Origin of the sequence: Micromonospora phaseoli, from assembly GCF_900109115.1 — a bacterium.
Taxonomy (GTDB): domain Bacteria; phylum Actinomycetota; class Actinomycetes; order Mycobacteriales; family Micromonosporaceae; genus Micromonospora; species Micromonospora phaseoli.
Genome location: NZ_FNYV01000010.1, coordinates 182,519 through 198,905, shown reverse-complemented (window position 1 = coordinate 198,905; position 16,387 = coordinate 182,519). Strand labels below are relative to the sequence as shown.

The 16,387-nt window shown below is 70.8% G+C and carries 13 protein-coding genes; 4 read left to right on the top strand and 9 right to left on the bottom strand.

The window, feature by feature from the left end:
* Window positions 1–4: 4 nt before the first annotated feature.
* Window positions 5–553 carry a GNAT family N-acetyltransferase gene (locus BMY89_RS23540; RefSeq protein ID WP_092382271.1) on the top strand — a complete coding sequence of 183 codons (549 nt, stop codon included), beginning with the start codon at window positions 5–7 and terminating at the stop codon, window positions 551–553.
* Between the two features lie 46 nt (window positions 554–599).
* Here BMY89_RS23540 and BMY89_RS23535 read toward each other — a convergent pair whose 3' ends face one another.
* The 3 genes from BMY89_RS23535 to BMY89_RS23525 form a co-directional block, all read right to left on the bottom strand.
* Window positions 600–1,598, bottom strand: coding sequence for an expansin EXLX1 family cellulose-binding protein (locus BMY89_RS23535; RefSeq protein ID WP_232521512.1), 999 nt, complete (start codon window positions 1,596–1,598; stop codon window positions 600–602).
* 79 nt (window positions 1,599–1,677) lie between these two features.
* The gene (locus BMY89_RS23530; protein WP_092382225.1) at window positions 1,678–2,496 is read right to left on the bottom strand and encodes an MOSC domain-containing protein; all 819 of its coding nucleotides are present in this window, start codon (window positions 2,494–2,496) and stop codon (window positions 1,678–1,680) included.
* 4 nt (window positions 2,497–2,500) lie between these two features.
* Entirely contained in the window at window positions 2,501–3,334 is an 834-nt protein-coding gene (locus BMY89_RS23525) for an O-methyltransferase (RefSeq protein WP_092382224.1), read from the bottom strand.
* 169 nt (window positions 3,335–3,503) lie between these two features.
* Here BMY89_RS23525 and BMY89_RS23520 point away from each other — a divergent pair, with 169 nt between their 5' ends.
* Together BMY89_RS23520 and BMY89_RS23515 are read left to right on the top strand one after the other, a co-directional pair.
* Window positions 3,504–4,601, top strand: coding sequence for an LCP family protein (locus tag BMY89_RS23520; RefSeq protein ID WP_092382223.1), 1,098 nt, complete (start codon window positions 3,504–3,506; stop codon window positions 4,599–4,601).
* Window positions 4,602–4,712: 111 nt separating this feature from the next.
* On the top strand, window positions 4,713–6,143 hold the full coding sequence (locus BMY89_RS23515; RefSeq protein WP_092382222.1) for a sugar transferase: 1,431 nt from the start codon (window positions 4,713–4,715) through the stop codon (window positions 6,141–6,143).
* 46 nt (window positions 6,144–6,189) lie between these two features.
* Here the strand turns inward: BMY89_RS23515 and BMY89_RS23510 are convergent, their stop codons facing one another.
* Entirely contained in the window at window positions 6,190–7,653 is a 1,464-nt protein-coding gene (locus tag BMY89_RS23510) for a glycosyltransferase (protein WP_092382221.1), read from the bottom strand.
* A gap of 22 nt (window positions 7,654–7,675) precedes the next feature.
* Complete coding sequence (locus tag BMY89_RS23505) at window positions 7,676–9,589, bottom strand: O-antigen ligase family protein (RefSeq protein WP_139218002.1); 1,914 nt, start codon at window positions 9,587–9,589, stop codon at window positions 7,676–7,678.
* A 234-nt stretch (window positions 9,590–9,823) separates the two neighbouring features.
* Here BMY89_RS23505 and BMY89_RS23500 point away from each other — a divergent pair, with 234 nt between their 5' ends.
* Window positions 9,824–11,524 carry a hypothetical protein gene (locus BMY89_RS23500; RefSeq protein ID WP_092382219.1) on the top strand — a complete coding sequence of 567 codons (1,701 nt, stop codon included), beginning with the start codon at window positions 9,824–9,826 and terminating at the stop codon, window positions 11,522–11,524.
* A gap of 20 nt (window positions 11,525–11,544) precedes the next feature.
* Here the strand turns inward: BMY89_RS23500 and BMY89_RS23495 are convergent, their stop codons facing one another.
* The 4 genes from BMY89_RS23495 to BMY89_RS23480 are packed head-to-tail and all read right to left on the bottom strand — an operon-like array spanning window position 11,545 to window position 16,350.
* Window positions 11,545–13,047, bottom strand: coding sequence for a flippase (locus tag BMY89_RS23495; RefSeq protein WP_092382218.1), 1,503 nt, complete (start codon window positions 13,045–13,047; stop codon window positions 11,545–11,547).
* Window positions 13,044–14,108, bottom strand: a complete 1,065-nt coding sequence (locus tag BMY89_RS23490) for a glycosyltransferase family 4 protein (RefSeq protein ID WP_092382217.1) — start codon at window positions 14,106–14,108, stop codon at window positions 13,044–13,046. Before BMY89_RS23490 ends, BMY89_RS23495 begins: the two co-directional genes overlap by 4 nt.
* A 17-nt stretch (window positions 14,109–14,125) precedes the next feature.
* Window positions 14,126–15,199 (bottom strand): glycosyltransferase, encoded by a 1,074-nt coding sequence (locus tag BMY89_RS23485; RefSeq protein WP_170147766.1) that lies wholly within the window; start codon window positions 15,197–15,199, stop codon window positions 14,126–14,128.
* The gene (locus tag BMY89_RS23480) at window positions 15,196–16,350 is read right to left on the bottom strand and encodes a glycosyltransferase (RefSeq protein ID WP_092382270.1); all 1,155 of its coding nucleotides are present in this window, start codon (window positions 16,348–16,350) and stop codon (window positions 15,196–15,198) included. Before BMY89_RS23480 ends, BMY89_RS23485 begins: the two co-directional genes overlap by 4 nt.
* Window positions 16,351–16,387 lie beyond the last annotated feature (37 nt).

Sequence of the window (16,387 nt, the reverse complement as noted above, 5' to 3'; positions counted from 1 at the left end):
CGACGTGAGCCTGCGTTTCGTTCACGATCCCGTGCTGGCCCCAGATCTGCGCGCGCGGATCGTCGCACTCTGGGTCGACGTGACCAACGCCGGTGGTGCGGTCGGCTTCGTGGCACCGGTCACCGCCGACGAGGTACGCACGATCGCCGACCCCACGCTGGCGGGCATCGCGGACGGCCCGGACCGGCTGCTGCTCGGGTACGACGACGAGCGGCTCGTCGCCATGGCGATCCTCACCGATCCGCGATTCCATCTGAAGCCGCACCTGCGGGTGCTCACCCGGGTGATGGTCCATCCCGACGCTCAGGGGCGTGGATTCGGCGAGGCGCTGCTGCGCGAGGCAGAGCGGATCGCCCGGGACATCGGCCTCACGGGGTTGCAGGTGACCGTACGGGACGGGCTGGGGCTGGACCGGTTCTACCGACGGCTCGGGTACCGCGAGGTGGGCCGGTGGCCCGGGGCGCTGCGGGTGGCTCCCGGCGATGACCGGGACGAGATCCTGATGTGGCTCGGGTTGACCCAGGACCGGCACGGTCACCGCGCGGCCGACTGAACCCGCTGTCCCGGCGACCCGGAGCCGCCCCGGCCCGGTGGATCCGTCAGCCGCCGCAGCCCGGCGACGCGGCGAGCGACGCGGGCGCGAGCGCCGTATCCGTGGCCGGTGTGGCCGGGGCCGACGCACTGGCCGTCGCCGGCACGGAAGCCACGGACGAGGCGGACGGCGTCGGGCGGGCCGTCGCGCTGACGCTCGGCTTCGGGCTGGCCGACGGTGACCTGGTCGAGGTCGTCGACCCGCCCGAGGTGGCCCCGTACATCCGGACGGTGCTGCGCTGCACCTGGCCGGGAGCCATCCGGATGCCGGTGGCGGTGGCCCGGTGTCCCCGGGTGTCGGTGACCCGGATCTGGTACGGCCCCGGGCCGGCTCCCGAGTCGATCAGCCAGTAGTTGTAGCTCTCCCGGCTGGCCGCCCGCCACGCACCAGAGCTGCCCTGCCGTACCTCGACAGCGCGCAGCGGGTTGCCGTGTCCGGCGACCAGCACGGCGAACCAGTACCGGGAGGCGCCCTCCTTGATCCGGAAGGTGAGCGGGCCGGCCAGCGGCGGGTCGCCGACCATCCGGTAGCTGACGTTGACGATGCCCTGCACCGGCTCGGCGATCCGGGCGAAAGCCTCGCGGGACAGGTCGACATGGCCGGGGGCGCACTCGGGACACTGGTCCATCACCATGACCCGCACCTTGCCCTTCGGGCCGGTCACGTCGAGGTAGCCGCCGCACGCCGCGCCGTCGGCGTACTCGCTGGGGCCGAGCGCGACGTACAGGCGGTCGGCGGGGGCGGCGGGATAGGAGCAGTTGCCACCCGCGCCCTTGGAGTCGTAGAAGGTGGCCTTTCCCTTGTTCAGGGTGCCGGCAGCAGGCGGGGCGAGCAGCGCGGCGGCACGGGCGGGCGCGGCGCAGGCGGGCGCGGCACCGGAGCTCAGTGCGAGGCTCAGCCCGAGGACCGTGGCCAGCGCGGCAACGGCCCCGCCGGCCAGCCAACGTCCCAGCCGAGAAGGCGGGGCCGCTGTCCGGTCGGCGGGGCCGTCGGTTCCGTCGGTCACGTGCACACATGCTGCCGGAGAAGCGCCGGGACGGACAAGCGAGCTAAGCGAAAGCTAAGACAAGATCCAACGTGGCCGGTCAGTCGGCCAGCTCCACCGTGTCGCCGAGCCGCAGCGTGCCGGACTCCAGCGGCAGGAGGTTCAGCCCGAACAGGAGCTGGCGACCGATGTTGCGGTGCCGGGCGAGGGTACGCAGCGGCTCCCGGCCGCGTACCCCGGTCTCCTGGTCGGTGGTGGTGACCAGGCAGCGGGCCGACGGGTTGGCGGCACGGAAGGCCAGGCCGCCGATCCGCATCGGCCGCCCCTCCCAGTCGTCCTCCGCCCAGGCCGGGGCGCCGTCGACCACCAGGTTGGGCCGGAACCGGGTCATCGGCACCGGGTCCGCGCCGGCCTCGGTGAGCCAGTCGCCGAGCGCGGCCAACGACGCGGTGCTGGTCAGCAGCACCGGGTACGCGTCGGCGAAGCTGACCTGGTCGCCCGGGTCGTGCTTCTTGCTGCCCCGTTCGACGTGCCGGGCCGGCTCGGCGAGCCAGACCAGTCGGACCGGCCGGTCCAGCAGCGAACTGAGCCACGCGTCGGCGGCCGGACCGGCGGGCAGCGCGCCGACCCGCAGTGGCCGCCGCCGGAAGGTACGCACCTGGACCGGATCGGCGCCGGTCGGCTCGGGCACCAGTAGCTCCGGGTACCCGTCGGCACCCAGCAGCAACCCGCCGGCGCTCGGGTGGGCGCGCAGCCGGACCAGTGCGGTGTTCTCCCGCTGGGTGACGCCGACACCGTCGGCGTCCACCACCATCCAGCGCCGGTCACCGTCGAGCCCCCACGACGCCACCGCGGCCTGCTGGTGGCCGAGCCGGTGACAGCCCTTGACCGGATAGGTACTGATCTCGCTCAGCCGCACCCGGTCACCATGCCACGCCGATACCGTCCCCGGGGTACCAGTGGTTCGCCGGGGTCTCCCGATAGGCGAGGAACCGCCGGCCGGTGCGCTCGGCGTGGTCGGCCAGCACGTTGGTGTGGGTGACGTTGTCGGTGAGCAGCATCGCCCCCGGGGCCAGCTTCGGCTCGACGGCGGCGAACTCCCGCTTCTCGTAGACCCGGCTGTGGTCGCTGTCGTGCAGGAACAGGTCCACCGGCCGGTCCAGCGCCGTGATCGACTCGACCGAGTCGCCGATGACCAGGTCGATCACCTCCGACCAGGGCTCGCTGTGGGCCAGGTAGCCGGCCTCCGGATTGATGTCGATGGAGCTGACCCGGCCGGGGTACCCCTCGGCTGCGTTGCGCAGCAGCGCGGCAGCCAGTACACAACTGCCCAACCCCTTGTCGACACCGGTCTCCACGACGTGCTTCGGCCGGCGGGCGCGGACGATCGCGTACCAGCCGATCCGACGGGCGTACCGGACCTGCTTGTCGGCCAGGCCGCGACGCGCGGCACTGGCGATCGACGAGGTGATGTGCTGCCGCAGCGCGTCATCCGACTCGATCTCGGCCAGATACCCCCGGACCTGCTTGACCGGCACGTCGCAGACCACGCTCACGAACCAGGCGAGGTGACTGCGGCTCAGTTTGGTCAACTCGTAGGTGTAGTTGTGATGCTCCCGGGAGCCGACCAGCCAACGGGCCGAGGTGCGCAGCACCTTGGCGTCGTGACGGGCGACCGCGACAAGTCGTTTCGGAAAGGCGGCGACGGGGGCGAGGCGGGTACGGGCGATCGCCCGACGCAGCTTGACGGCATCCACCGCTGCGTTCTACCAGACCGAGGGAAACATCGGGGTAACAAACGGGAATCGAGCGTTTCGCGAACTTCCACAATGTTCGGCCCGATATCCCGGTCCGCCCATACGTCGAAACACGAATGGAACGCAAGGGGGAATGCGAGCGAGAAGTGAGAATCAGTAGCATCCCCCCATGCGCCAACACCACGGGGACGTCGAGACCGAGACCCTGTTCCTCGACCGGCCACCAACGGCTGACCCGCCGGCCGACGGGCAGCCGACGCCAGATCCGCCGGCCGAGAGCCCACGGCGACGGCGCCGCTGGCGGCGAACCCTGCTGATCACCTGCCTGGTCCTGGTGGTACTGGGCGGCGGCGGCATGCTCGCCAGCGGTCTCTACCTACGGTCCGTCGAGTCCGGCATCGAGCGGGTCGACGCCTTCGAGGGCGTGCCGGAGGAGTCCCGGCCCCAGGTGGTGGCGAAGGACGCGATGAACATCATGATCCTGGGCAGCGACTCCCGGGACCCGGAGAGTAGTTCCGGCTCCCGCACGGACACCATCATCCTGGCGCACCTGCCCGCCGACCGGTCGAGCGCGCAGCTCATCTCGATCCCCCGGGACACCTGGGTCAACGTGCCCAGGTCCGCGCAGGGCCGGGGAGGCCGGGACGCGAAAATCAACGCAGCGTACGCGTGGGGCGGTGTTCCGCTGATGGTGCAGACGGTCGAGAAGTTCACCGACGTCCGCATCGACCACGTGACGATGGTCGACTTCGCCGGCTTCAAGGAGATCGTGGACGCCCTCGGCGGCATCGAGATCACCGTCGAGAAGGGCTTCACCTCGCGGCACTCGCTGAACCCGGACGGCCGGCGAGAGTTCGTCGCGGGCAAGCAGACCATGGACGGCTCCGCCGCACTGGACTACGCCCGCGAACGGTACGCCTTCGCCGACGGCGACTTCACCCGCATCAAGCACCAGCAGCAGGTCATCAAGGCGATCCTGGACAAGGCCGCCTCCGGCGGCACGCTGGCCAGCCCACCGAAGCTGAACTCCTTCGTCCGGGCCACGGCGGACGCGGTGGCGGTGGACGAGTCGATGTCCCTGCTCGACCTCGGCATGGAGTTGCGCCACCTCCGTGGCGGGAACCTCGACTTCTACACCTGCCCCACCAAGGGAACGGGCCGGATCGGCACCGAGAGTGTGGTGCTGGCCGACACGGCGAAGGCCGACAAGCTCTTCGACGCGGTCCGTCGGGACGCGGTGCCGGAGATCCAGTCCGCCGCCAAGTAGGAAGGTGAACGGGTCATTCTCATGATGGCGGTCAATGTCAGCCGGCCGTATCCTGCGGTCGCCCTCCGAGCCTCCTAGCGCGATCGAGGGTTCCACGGGGGGAGCTCCAACATGGCAAGCCAACCAGCGACAAGCACGTCCGCGCCCGCCGCTCTCCGCACCGGGCTCGACACCACCGCGGTCCTGCCGTACGCCAAATCCCGGGCATCGTCGCGCACGCGCTGGCTGCGGGCGTGGATGATGACGCTGCCCATCGACATCGCCGCGCTGCTCACGCCGTTGCTGCTGAGCCAGACCTACTGGCGCGGGACGCTGGCCAACGCCGCCCTCACGGTGGCTATCTTCGCGGCTGGCGGACTTTACCGGCCTCGCCGACACGTGGGAATCCTGGATGAGCTGCCGATCCTCTGCGGGCGGCTGCTGGCCTCCGCCGCCGTGGTAGCGATCATCGCGGCACAGCGACACTCCTCTGTGGAGTACGTCAGCGGTTTCGTGCGTGGCGTCGCGCTCTCGGCTGGGCTGGTGATCGCCGGCCGGGCGCTCAGCCGGGCATTGACCATCCTCGTGCGCAAGCAGCGGTGGGTGGAGCACAACGCCATCGTCATCGGCAGCGGGCCCATCGGCCTCGAACTCGCCCGGCTGCTGCGCCGCTATCCGCAGTACGGCCTACGGTTCGTCGGTTGCGTGGACGCAGCAGCGGGACAGAAAACCGGCAGTGTACCGCTGAGCGGCACTCTTGATGACCTCGAACAACTCGTGCGGCTCCTGGAGTGCGAGGTCCTGGTCATCGCCGACCCGAACTGCCCCGAGTCCGCGCTGATGGAGACTCTGCTGCGACCCCGCAGCTCCCGCTGCGACCTCTGGGCCGTGCCGCGACTATGGGGCTCCGGTACGCAGGGCGGATACCCGGACCACATCGGAGCCATCCCGATCATCAAGATCAGCGACATCACGCTCTCCGGGCCGCGCTGGGCCATCAAGCGGGCCTCCGACCTGACGTTCGCCACGGTGGCGCTGATTCTGCTGACCCCGTTGCTACTGCTCTGCGCCGTCGCCACCTTCATCGACGGGGGCCGGGGCATCTTCTTCCACCAGGAACGGATCGGCCGGTACGGCAAGCCCTTCAAGGTCATCAAATTCCGGACCATGCGCCCGCTGGACGAGCAGGAGTCGCAGACCAACTGGTCGATCGCCCACGACCGTCGGGTCGGGCCGATCGGCCGGTTCATGCGTCGCACCTCGCTGGACGAGTTGCCCCAACTGTGGAACATCCTGCGCGGCGACATGAGCGTGGTCGGGCCGCGGCCGGAGCGGCCGTACTTCGTCGAGAAGTTCTCGGCGGAGTACCCGACCTATGCGGCCCGCCACCGGGTGCCCGTCGGCCTTACCGGGCTCGCACAGGTCAGTGGCCTGCGCGGGGACACGCCGATCTCCGACCGCGCGCGGTTCGACAACTACTACATCGAGAACTGGTCGCTCTGGCTCGACATCAAGGTCTTGTTGCGTACCGTCGCGGAGGTGTTCCGCGGCGGTGGACGCTGACGAGCCGCACCAGGGCGGTGTGAAGGACCAGGGCCTCGGCACCGTCCTATGCGGCGGTGGCTCCACCGGGCCGGGCCGGCAGGGGTTCCGCGAGCGCCACGGCGCGCAGGACACCCGCGTGGCCAGCCAGGGACTCCTCCGGATTGAAGAGCCCGATCGCTTCGTCACGCAGCCGTTGACGGGCGTCCGCCCACGCGACGCGGTCACGGATCATCGACGACATGGCCGCCACCAGTTCGGCGCGATTCGGCTGCGGCCGGTACCGAAGGTCGTTGATCACTGGCCAGTCCACCAGCTCGGCCTTTCCCGCCGGGTTGGCGACCAGGTAGCCCCGTCGTCCCCCGCCCAGTTGTTCGCGGGCCCCTCCGACGTCGGTGAGCACGACGGGAACCCCGGCCGCCAGGGCCTCCATCGACGCCAACGACCAACCCTCGAAGAAGGAGTCGAGAACGAAGGCGTCCGCCGCCGCCAGCAGGGCCAACGGGTTGGCGCAGTGGCCCCGCAGATGGATCCGGTCGGCGGCCGGCAGGGTGCTCGCGAGCTGGCGCGTCTGCTCGTAGTACAGCAGGTCGTCATTGGCCCGGCCGGCCACCAACAGGTGTGCGTCCGGGTGTCCGGCTGCCACCTCGCCGAAGGCCGTCACCAGACCGAACGTGTTCTTCTGCAGGCAGTACCGCGCTAGCGAGACGAACAGGAACTCGTCCGTAAGTCCCAGAGCGGCGCGCGCCCGTCCTCGATCCACGAGGCGCACCCGCGAGCCATCCACCCCATTCGGCACCGTGACCACACGGTCACTGGGATACGTCGGGTTGCGCGTCAGGTACTGCCGGCGGACGAGATCGCTCACCGCGACCTGCGCGGAGATCCGTTCCGCCCGCCGGCGCTCCGGTGCCCAGGAATGGGGGTGGTAGAGCCGATGCATGTCGTGCAGCGTCTCGACCCACGGGACGCCGAGTTCGGCGGCCAGATCGAGCAGCCAGTCTTCGGCATTGTGGGCGCTGATCACGTCGGGTCGCCAGGAACGCATCCACTCGGCGGCGTCTTCCGGGCCGAGCAGCCGCGTCGCGACCCCTTCGGCCGCGAGGGCGCGGGCGAGTCGTCCGCCCTCGCCGTCCTGCCCCGGCAGTCGCGTACCCGAATAGATGACCACGGTCTCGAAGCCGTGCCCGGGCAGCCGTCGGGCGAGGAACGCGGCAACCTCCTCCGCACCTCCGACGTCGAGCACACTCGCGGCGATGGCGCATCGCACGCGCCGTGCCCGGGTGACCGGGGCATCTGGCGGCAGCGGCGGCTGAGCGGCGACCGGCCGGAGCGCTTCGAGGTCGCCCGCGGCGGCGCGGGCGACGAGCGGAACGGACCAGTCCTCACTCGGACGCGACGTGCCGACGTCGGCACGCGTGAAGCGCCGAAGGCCGCGCCCGCCCAGACGACGTAGCGGCGCCGGGACAACGTGCGCCCGGCGCTGGGCCCAGAGCGCGAACCGTCGGGCGCGCGACGATGGGTCGGTCATTCCAACGGCCCTCCTACGACTCTCAGCTGGCACCTCGTTCCGCGCCGTCTGCCTCGTCCGACACCGATGCGGAACCCGCGGACCCGATTCCCTGATCGTGCCTGCGACGATCAAAGAGGATCGGGGCGAGGATTCCGGCCGCGACACCGGTCACCAGCGGCCACCGGCTCGTCTCGGACAGGAATGGCGCGGTCATCAGACACGGTGGCACGATCAGGCAGAACGCGGCCGCCGAGCGGGTGACGAGGTCACTTTCGGGATCGCGTAGGCGGGCCAGGGCGGCCAGAGCAGCGACCACGAAGAACAGCACCACCAGCAGCGGTGCCGCTGGACCGTACCGCAACCAGTCCTGCAGCAGCTGGTTGTGCACGTAGATCCGCTCGGCGTTCTGGGCGGCCAGGCCCGCGATCTGCGGCGCGAGCGGGCCGATTCCGGTCCAGAAGTTGGCGCGTACGTGCTCCCACCCGATGCGCAGGTCGGTCAGGTGCCCGGTCGTTGATGCGGCCTGATGGTCAGCGGTCTCGTTTCCCTCAGGCAGCGGGGCGCCAGGCGTCGCGGACACGGTACGCGGCCCGGGCGACCCTGGGCTCTCGGAGGGTCGTGTGGCACCAGCCGTCTCGGCCGGCCCGCTGGTCTCCGGCGCGCTCGTCTTCACTGGCGCGCTCGTCTTCACTGGCGCGCTCGTCTCGACTGGCGCGCTCGTCTCGACTGGCGCACTCGTCTCGACTGGCGCGCTGGTTGCCGGCGAGCCATCGGTCGGAGCCGCAGCTCCGCTGCCGAGTTCGAAGCTTCCCGCGCTTCGGAGACCCACATCGGCGGCGAGCCCCGGTGCGGCGAACACCACCACGGCCACCACGAGGCCCGCGAACGCGAGCCGCTGGATCATCGGCCGCCACCGGAGCCAGGCGACCAGCAGAGCGGCGATCACGACGACCAGCACGGCGAGCCAGACGCTACGCCGGAAGCTGATGACGACAAGGAGGGGCGCCGCGACGGCCAGGGACATGTGCCGCCAGTCCCAGCGCCATCCGGCGTCCCCGAGCATGCCGATGAACACCGCCGCCGCGATCGCGGGTAGCGCCGAGTCGTAGTAGACGAAGTAGGCGCTGAGTCGCTCGTCGGCGATCTCACCGAAGGGGATGGCGATGGCCGCCGCGACGAGTAGCAGGGTCAGGGCCGCTCCGACCGTGGCCGGCAGTACCTTGCGGTCGTCCGGCAGCCACCGCAGGCTCATGCCGAGGAGCAGTCCGAGCAGCAGCAGGACAAAGGGCCGGGCGTTCTGGTTCACCGCCGAGAAGACCGATTGCCCGTGCAACAGACCGGCGACGGTGGCAACGCCGACCAAGGCCGCGGCGAGCCCGAGCAACGCCCCACCGACGGACCAGAGCTGAGGGCGTCTCGCCGGCCACCACCGGGCACCGGCAGCCAGTGCAGCCGTCAACGCGAGCGGCAGGACGACTGGGATCTTCCCGGTGCTGATGAGCAACTGATGGCCCAGCGTCGTCAGCTCACCGAAGCGCCCGTTTGGTTTGATCTCCTGCGCGAGCACGGCCACAAGCACGATGCCGGTCAGCGGGAGGCGGAGCATGAGCAACGGCAGCGCGACCGCCAGGAGGAGACCGACGGGCGCGGGCAAGGCCCACGCGACGTACGCGGCGGAGAACACTGCGGCCGCCAACGATGCCCACCCAAGTGGGTGCCGCGGCGAGGTGGACAGGAACCGAAGGGCGCGGTGCGGCGGCACGGAGTCATCGACCGGTTCGGGTGGGCCGGATTGTTGATCGGCGGAAGGGAGGCCGGCTTCGGTGCCGGAACCAATCGTTCCTCTGGAACCCATTGCCGCCTTCGCCCCGTGAGCAGGCCCGTCCGTTCTTACCGGCACAGGGCCACTGACAAAATGCCGGATCGGCTGCCATGACAGTCGCGGGACGACCACCAGCCAGGTGACCCGGTGGCCCGGGCAAGCGTGCACTGTGGTGGGTCGAGCGGCACGCCACGGCGGCCATCGCGGCACACAGTATCAGGCTCGGGAACGATGATCGCCACCGTAAGTTTTCACCCGACATCGATTCGACCGGCCGGTTTCAGTAGGATGCCACCCGCGTTCCCGATTCCGATCCGGGACGCCGCCACGGCCTGCTGTCGAGGTTGTCGATCCCCCGGAGCCGAGATGATCGCCCGTCGCAGCCTGCTCGCCCTCGCTGGCGGCATGCTCCTGGCGGGCGACTCTCCGCGACCGAAGCGCGTCGTGCTGCCCGAACCGTCCGGCGGCGATGACACGGCGGCACTCAACGCCGCCCTCTGGGCCGGCGCGGGCGGTCTCGTGCACGGCCCCAAGGGTGCCCGTTACCAGGTCAGCGCGCCACTCGTGGTGCATCGCGGCACAACACTGATCATGTCGGATTGCGCGGTAACCCTGGCGGCGGGCAGCGGCTGCAACCTCCTCACCAACGCGGCGGTCACCGACAGCGGACGGGACGCGAACATCACCGTGATCGGCGGCAGTTGGGTCCGCGCTGCCGGTGTCGGTGGCAGCGGTCCCGACCTGCACACGCTGTGCTTCCGCCGGGTGGACCACCTGGTGTTGCAGGGGCTTACGGTGAAGACCTCGGGCGACAAGTACGCCATCTCGCTCGGTGACGTCACCGACGCGACCGTCACCCGAATCCAGTTCGAGGTGCAGTCCGACGGTGTGCATATCCAGGGTCCGGCGGCGCGGACCAGGGTCAGCGCCATCCGGGGGGTGACCGGTGACGACACGGTCGCCATCACACCGCGAGACTGGCAGTCATACGACGACGTCTCGGGCCCGGTCACCGACACCCTGATCGAGGACATCGACGTAGTCTCGGCTGCGGCGCTGGTCAAGGTGCTCGGCGGATCACCGGAGACCGCCGCGCTACGCACCACCGTGCGTGGCGTCGCCGGCCGCGCACACAACAACGTCATCTGGATTGGCGACGACACCGCCGAATGGCGTACCACGGGCGGCCGCGTCGACGAGTTGACGGTGGAGCAGGTCGCCGCCGCCACCGTCCCCGGTCGGCACGTGGTGTTCCTCAACGGGTCGAACGTCGGCCGGGTCCATGTCCGAGGGCTCACCTTCGCCGATCCGGAGGCGGACGGGGCCGTGCTGCGGGTCGCACCGCTGACCGCCGCGACCGTCGCGGAACTCGCCGTCGAGGATGTTGAGGTCGCTCATCTCGGCGCCGGGCCCCTACTGAGTGTCGATCCCACAGCGCGGCTGCAGCGGCTCCGGGTAGGCCGTCTGACCGTCGCCGCATCGGCTGCCGGCGCCACCCTCCTGCGGATCGCCGGCGCCATCGACGATCTGAACGTTCAGGGCGTCGACGCGGTTACGCCCGGCGACAGCTACCTGCTGGAACTGCCCGATTGGGCGGCGAGCGCCACGGTTCGGCAGGCGAGCCTGTCGGACACGGCGATCATCGGGCGCGGCGGTGGCCTGATCGCCGCCACCGCTGCCACCCACACGCTGCCTCGGGTAGCCATCAGCGGTGCCCAGACCACGGGGAAAGCCTGGCTGGCCGACCTGAACACCCGCACCGACCTGCTGTTGTCCCATGTCACCGCCGACGACACCACCGGCGGGATCGCAAGGGTACGCAGCTCGGGAGCGGCGGTGGTGCGCGGTAACGCCCTGCGCGTCGCCCCCGGCGCACAGGGTGTTGCCGTCGGGTCCGGCGGCTCCGTCACCTCGTACGTGCTGGAATTGGCCGTCGACGTCAGCAGGCTCGTCCGGGCGGAGGGCAGCTCGGCGACGAACACGAACGCCCGGTTGCCGTGCGGGGCTGGTCCGGTGGTGTGCACCGGTCTGACCTGGCGCAACCTCAACACCGGCGCCACCTACTGACGTGCCGGCGACGGCTGTGCTCACAGGGCCTTTCGGGACAGCACCCGGGTGAGATCCGTCATGGTGAGCGCCCGCGAGACCAGCACCGCAACGCCGAACAGGCCACCGGCAAGCGCTGCCTCGATCGGCCACGGGAGGTCGACCAGCCACAGCAGACCGATCGTGGCGACTCCGGCAAGCGCGACGCACGCCACCTCGCGCACGGGCAGCCGCGACGTCATCGCGCGAGCGGCCAGCAGGCAGGTTGAGAGGCCGATGATCAGCTCCGTACCCGCCACAACGGCTGCCGCGCCGGTTGCTCCCCAGCGGGCACACGCCCAGAACTGGGCCGCGAGGTTGACCACCGCCACCGAGACGGTCAGCACCGCGATCGGCCGTACGACGCCCAGCGCCGAGCAGATCGTCGTCCCGACGTAGCCGAGAGTGACACCGACGAAGGCCACGGCCAGCAGCATCAGCGGCCGCACCGCCGGGCCGTAGTCCTCGCCGTAGAGGAACGCGACGAGGACGGGAGCGAGTGCGACCAGCATGACCGCGCTACCGACGCCGACCACCATCCCGGTACGCGTCGCCAGACTGAAGACCAGGTTTCGGCGGTGGCCGTTCATGGACATGCTGGTCGCCACGATCGGCAGTAGTGGAGCCACCAGCATGGCCGGACCGAGCTGGGCGACGTCGAGGAACTTGTAGGCCGCCGAGTAGTAGCCGACCTCAGCGGCACCCTGGAGATGGAACAGGACCACCGAGCCGAGGCGGTAGTAGACCATGACCGCGAGCGAGCTGATGGCGAGCGGCCAGCTCAGCGCGAGGATCCGGCCCACCTCCGTCCAGGACGGCCGACCGAGGGGCACCAGCCTACGGTTGATCATCACGCCGATACCGGTCTGCAGCGTCACGACGGCCACGAAGAGCCAGGCGAGGAGCATCACGTCGCCGCCGGTTCGGGCGATGACCACGACCGCGATCAGCCACAGGACACCCTGGACGAGAGCGAGGATGGCGGATACCTCTGGACGGAACCGGGCGGTCGCCCCGGCCGTGAGGATGGACGCCGCGGACAGCGGTGTGGCGACCGCGACGACGCTGACCACCGCACTGGACTCGCCGAAAAGCCCCTGGGCGGCAGCGACGAGCAGGATCACCGTGGCGACCAGCGCCACCGCCGTGCGGATGGCCAGGCCCGTGGTCAGGATGCGCCCGGCCGACACCTTCTCCCGCGCGATCCGGGAGCTGACCGTGATCGTGGTGCCCATGTCGGCGACCTGCGCGGCCGCCGTACCGAGGGTGAGCGCGAGGGCGAAGACGCCGTACCCGTCAGGGTTCAGGTAGCGGGCGAGCACGGACGTGGTCGCCATGCCAACTGCCATGCCGACCAGCCGCAACCCGAGGGAGACGGCCGTGGCCATGCTGAGCCCGCGGGCCGACCGCGAGCCCGCCGTACCCACCGCCTCGCCGGTCGCGCCGGGCTCAGGCGGGGCGCCGCGTTCTCCCGGCTCGGTCGTCGTAGGCCAGGGCGAGCTCATCGGAGGCACTCCGCGAAAACCTGCTCGTACGCGTCCAACCAGGGCTCTCGGCCGTGTCGCTGCTCGACATACGCCGCGCCGCCGCCCCGCCCGGTCAGCAGCGCTGTCGCCCTCCCGGTCGTCAGCTCCGCCGGTTCCCCGATCACGAGGCCACCGCAGCGGCGCACCAGCTCGGTGCCGGGGTCGCCACGGAAGGCCACGATGGGCAGTCCACTGGCGGCGGCTTCGAGGACGCAGGTAGGCGTGCCATCGGTCTCCGCCCCGCAGTAGAGGTAGAAGTCGGCCGCCGCGAGAAGCTCGGGCACATCCTCCCGGTGGCCGGTGAAATGCACGTCGGCGCTGCTCGCGCCGAGCCGTTCCAGCCGCTCCCGGTCCGGCCCGTCACCGACGACGACCAGGACGCTGCCGCTGGCCAGCGCCGCCGCGATCGCCCGGTCGTGTCGCTTGGCTCGGTGCAGCCGAGCGGCGAGGATGGCTACCCGACGGTGCTGGAACCGGCTCGGAAGCAGGCGCTCGCGCAGCACCGCTCGGGTCGCGGCCGTCGGGGCGGCGTAACGCCGGGTGTCGATCGCGTTTGGCACCACGACCAGCTTGTCCCGCCCGATCACCGGTGCCAGGTCGGCGGCCACCGCATCGCTGACGCAGACCACCCGGGAGACATGCTCGGCGGCGCGCGCGTAACCCGCGAGAAGCAGTCGACCGGCCGCCCCGCCCATCCATCGTCCGTGCTCGGTCCAGACCACCGGGGCTCGGCGGGCCAGCGGTGCCGTCAGCGCGATCTGTTCCCGCTTGAACTGCAGATAGTAGATCGATGAGTCGGCGATCTCCCGGGTCCGGCGCCGTTCCATGGGCACCCGCGCCATTCCGGTGACCATCGTCCGCCTCGACCACTTCGGCCCGAGCGCGATCTCCCGTCGGTCAAGGCCGTGCTCCTCCCAACCCGGGCACCGGCCGTACAACAGGGCGCTGTGCCCGCGCTGCCGCATTCCCTTCCCGAGCGCGACGGTGTGCGCCTCGGCACCACCTGCGGTGTCCGATACGGAGATCACCGTAATGGTCATCGTTGACAAGGCACACCTCACTTCCGGCCCTTGGCCCGGCACTGCTGGGCGACGGTGTACTCGTGTAGGTAGCGGCCGGCTGCGTCCGCCGTGTCGAGCGGTTTCGCCCCGGTGTCGTAGGCGGCCAGGACGGCGTCGCGTACCGCCGAGGCGCTGTTGTCCCGGGCGACGGCGGTGGCAAATTCGGCCAGACCGCCGCACGGCACCACCGCCGTCGGCACACCGAGCCGGGCCGCCACCGCCAGGACACCAGACTGGCTGGCGACCTCGTACGGCGCCACGACGACGTCAGCGGCGGCGACCAGCGCGGTGAAGTCTTCGACGTCCAGATATCGATAGACGGTGGTCACTGCCGCCCCGGTCCGTGCGATCAGCGCGTCGATCTGCCGGCCCGGCCCGAGGTCCTCGCCGACCACCGCTGCCCGCCAGGCGGGCAGTTCCGCCAGTGCCCGGACGAAAAGCTCGGGGTTCTTGTCGGCGCGGACCTGGCCCGCCAGGAGGGCGAGTCTGGCTCCGCCGGAAGTCAGCTTCGCGCGCCAGCCGGCCACGAGGGCCGGGTCCGCGGGTGGGATCCACTGCACCAGGGGTACCCGGGCGACGTTTGCCACCCCTTGGTCGTGCAACCTCCGCCGGTCGGCGTCCGAGTAGACGAGGATCCGGTCAGCGCCCTCCAGTGCGCTGCGCAGCGCACGGCCCGCACCGCGGGCGTTGGACCGGGCGAAAGTGTTGTGCGGGCTGACGACCACGGTCGCGGCGCGCCGGCGGGCAACCGAGATCAGTTCTGGGGTCAACGCGAAACTGCCCTGGATATGGACCACGTCCTCGGCCTTGATCGCACCGCGCAGGTGCGGCAACGTCCGCAGGACGTACCGTGCCGAGGTCCTCGCCTGCCGGACCAGCCGGCTGGATGAGGTGCGGTGCCAGGTGACGCACCGGCAGAGGCGCACCGAGGCGGGAGCCGCCTCGCAGTCGTCGGCGGTATGCACGACGACGTCCACACCGAGTTCCACCAGACCGGAGGCGACCTCGACGCTGTGGTTGAAGACACCGCCCCGTCCGCCCGACTCGACGAGGTGAACCCGCCGGATCACGGCGTCGACTTCCGACCGGCGATGGCGGTCACGGAGTCGGTCAACTCGCCGACCGTCCGAGACCAGCCGAGCGCCTCGCAGTGCTGCCACCCGGTGCGCTCACGCGCGTGTCGCGCGGGCACGTTCCGCAGGGCGTCGACGACCGCCCGCGCGAAGGAGCGTGGATCGTCGCCAACCCAGTAGGCGTCGGCCTTCTGGATGGGTTCGGGAAGGCCCCGAGCCGCGAACGGGCTCATCACGACGGAGCGCCCCCGCGACATCGACTCGGTCAGCTTGAGCTGCGCGCCACCGCCGATGGTCGCGGGCGCGACGGTGAACGCGGCCGCGGCGTATACCTCCGACACGTCGTCGAGAGTGCCGAGCACGGCAACGCCGGGGACGGCGTCGAGTTCGGGAGCCAGCGTCTCGCTACGCCGGCCGGCGACCACCAGCCGCGCCTCGGGAAATTCCGCGCGAGCCAACGGCCAGACGTCCCGCACCAGTGTCCGGAGCGCCAGCACGTTCGGTTCGTAGTCGTACGACGCCAGCGCGAGCACGTACCCGTCCGCCGGTGAGGGGTGGTAGGGCAGGACGTCAACGCCGTTGGGGGCGAGGACGACGTCGCGAGTCCAGCCTCGCAGCACATCCAGATCCGGCCGGGAGAGGGCGACGCAGAGGGCCGCGCGGGCGGCGACCCGGGGCTCCCAGTGGCCGGCCTTGGCCGCCTCGGCACGGCGGGCCATTCGTTGCCATCCGTGAGCCGACGTCACCAGGGTCCGCAGGCGACGGCTCTCGATGTTGGCGAACTCGACGACGTTTGCGACTCGCCGGGACGCCGGAGGAGCCCACGCCGCCAGATAGGAGTGCGACCAGTAGACCGCGTCGGGACGGAACTCGTCGCACAGCGCGTCGAGGGCCCCGGCCACGGGCGCCAGATAGTGTCCACCCAAGTGCGGTCGACCGGACACGCGGGTGCGTAGCGCCGGTGGCGGCGACCAGGGCAGCGCCCGAGTCGCGACCGGGGGCTCATCGTCGTGCCGGCCGTGGTCGGGAAAGGTGACCAGCACCTCGACGTCACGGCTGAGCGCCTCGGCCACCCGGGCGGTGCGGATCCGCCCGCCGTGCTGTGCCGGCCAGGGCGGTTCGACGCTGACCACCAGAACCCGACTCATCCCCCCGACACCCCCGTCTGTGACCGCGGCGCGGTCG

Coding starts and splice junctions, on each gene's coding strand:
- BMY89_RS23515 (WP_092382222.1), top strand. CDS start 4,713: ATGGCAAGCCAACCAGCGACAAGCACGTCCGCGCCCGCCGCTCTCCGC.
- BMY89_RS23520 (WP_092382223.1), top strand. CDS start 3,504: ATGCGCCAACACCACGGGGACGTCGAGACCGAGACCCTGTTCCTCGAC.
- BMY89_RS23510 (WP_092382221.1), bottom strand. CDS start 7,653: ATGACCGACCCATCGTCGCGCGCCCGACGGTTCGCGCTCTGGGCCCAG.
- BMY89_RS23500 (WP_092382219.1), top strand. CDS start 9,824: ATGATCGCCCGTCGCAGCCTGCTCGCCCTCGCTGGCGGCATGCTCCTG.
- BMY89_RS23495 (WP_092382218.1), bottom strand. CDS start 13,047: ATGAGCTCGCCCTGGCCTACGACGACCGAGCCGGGAGAACGCGGCGCC.
- BMY89_RS23480 (WP_092382270.1), bottom strand. CDS start 16,350: ATGAGTCGGGTTCTGGTGGTCAGCGTCGAACCGCCCTGGCCGGCACAG.
- BMY89_RS23490 (WP_092382217.1), bottom strand. CDS start 14,108: ATGACCATTACGGTGATCTCCGTATCGGACACCGCAGGTGGTGCCGAG.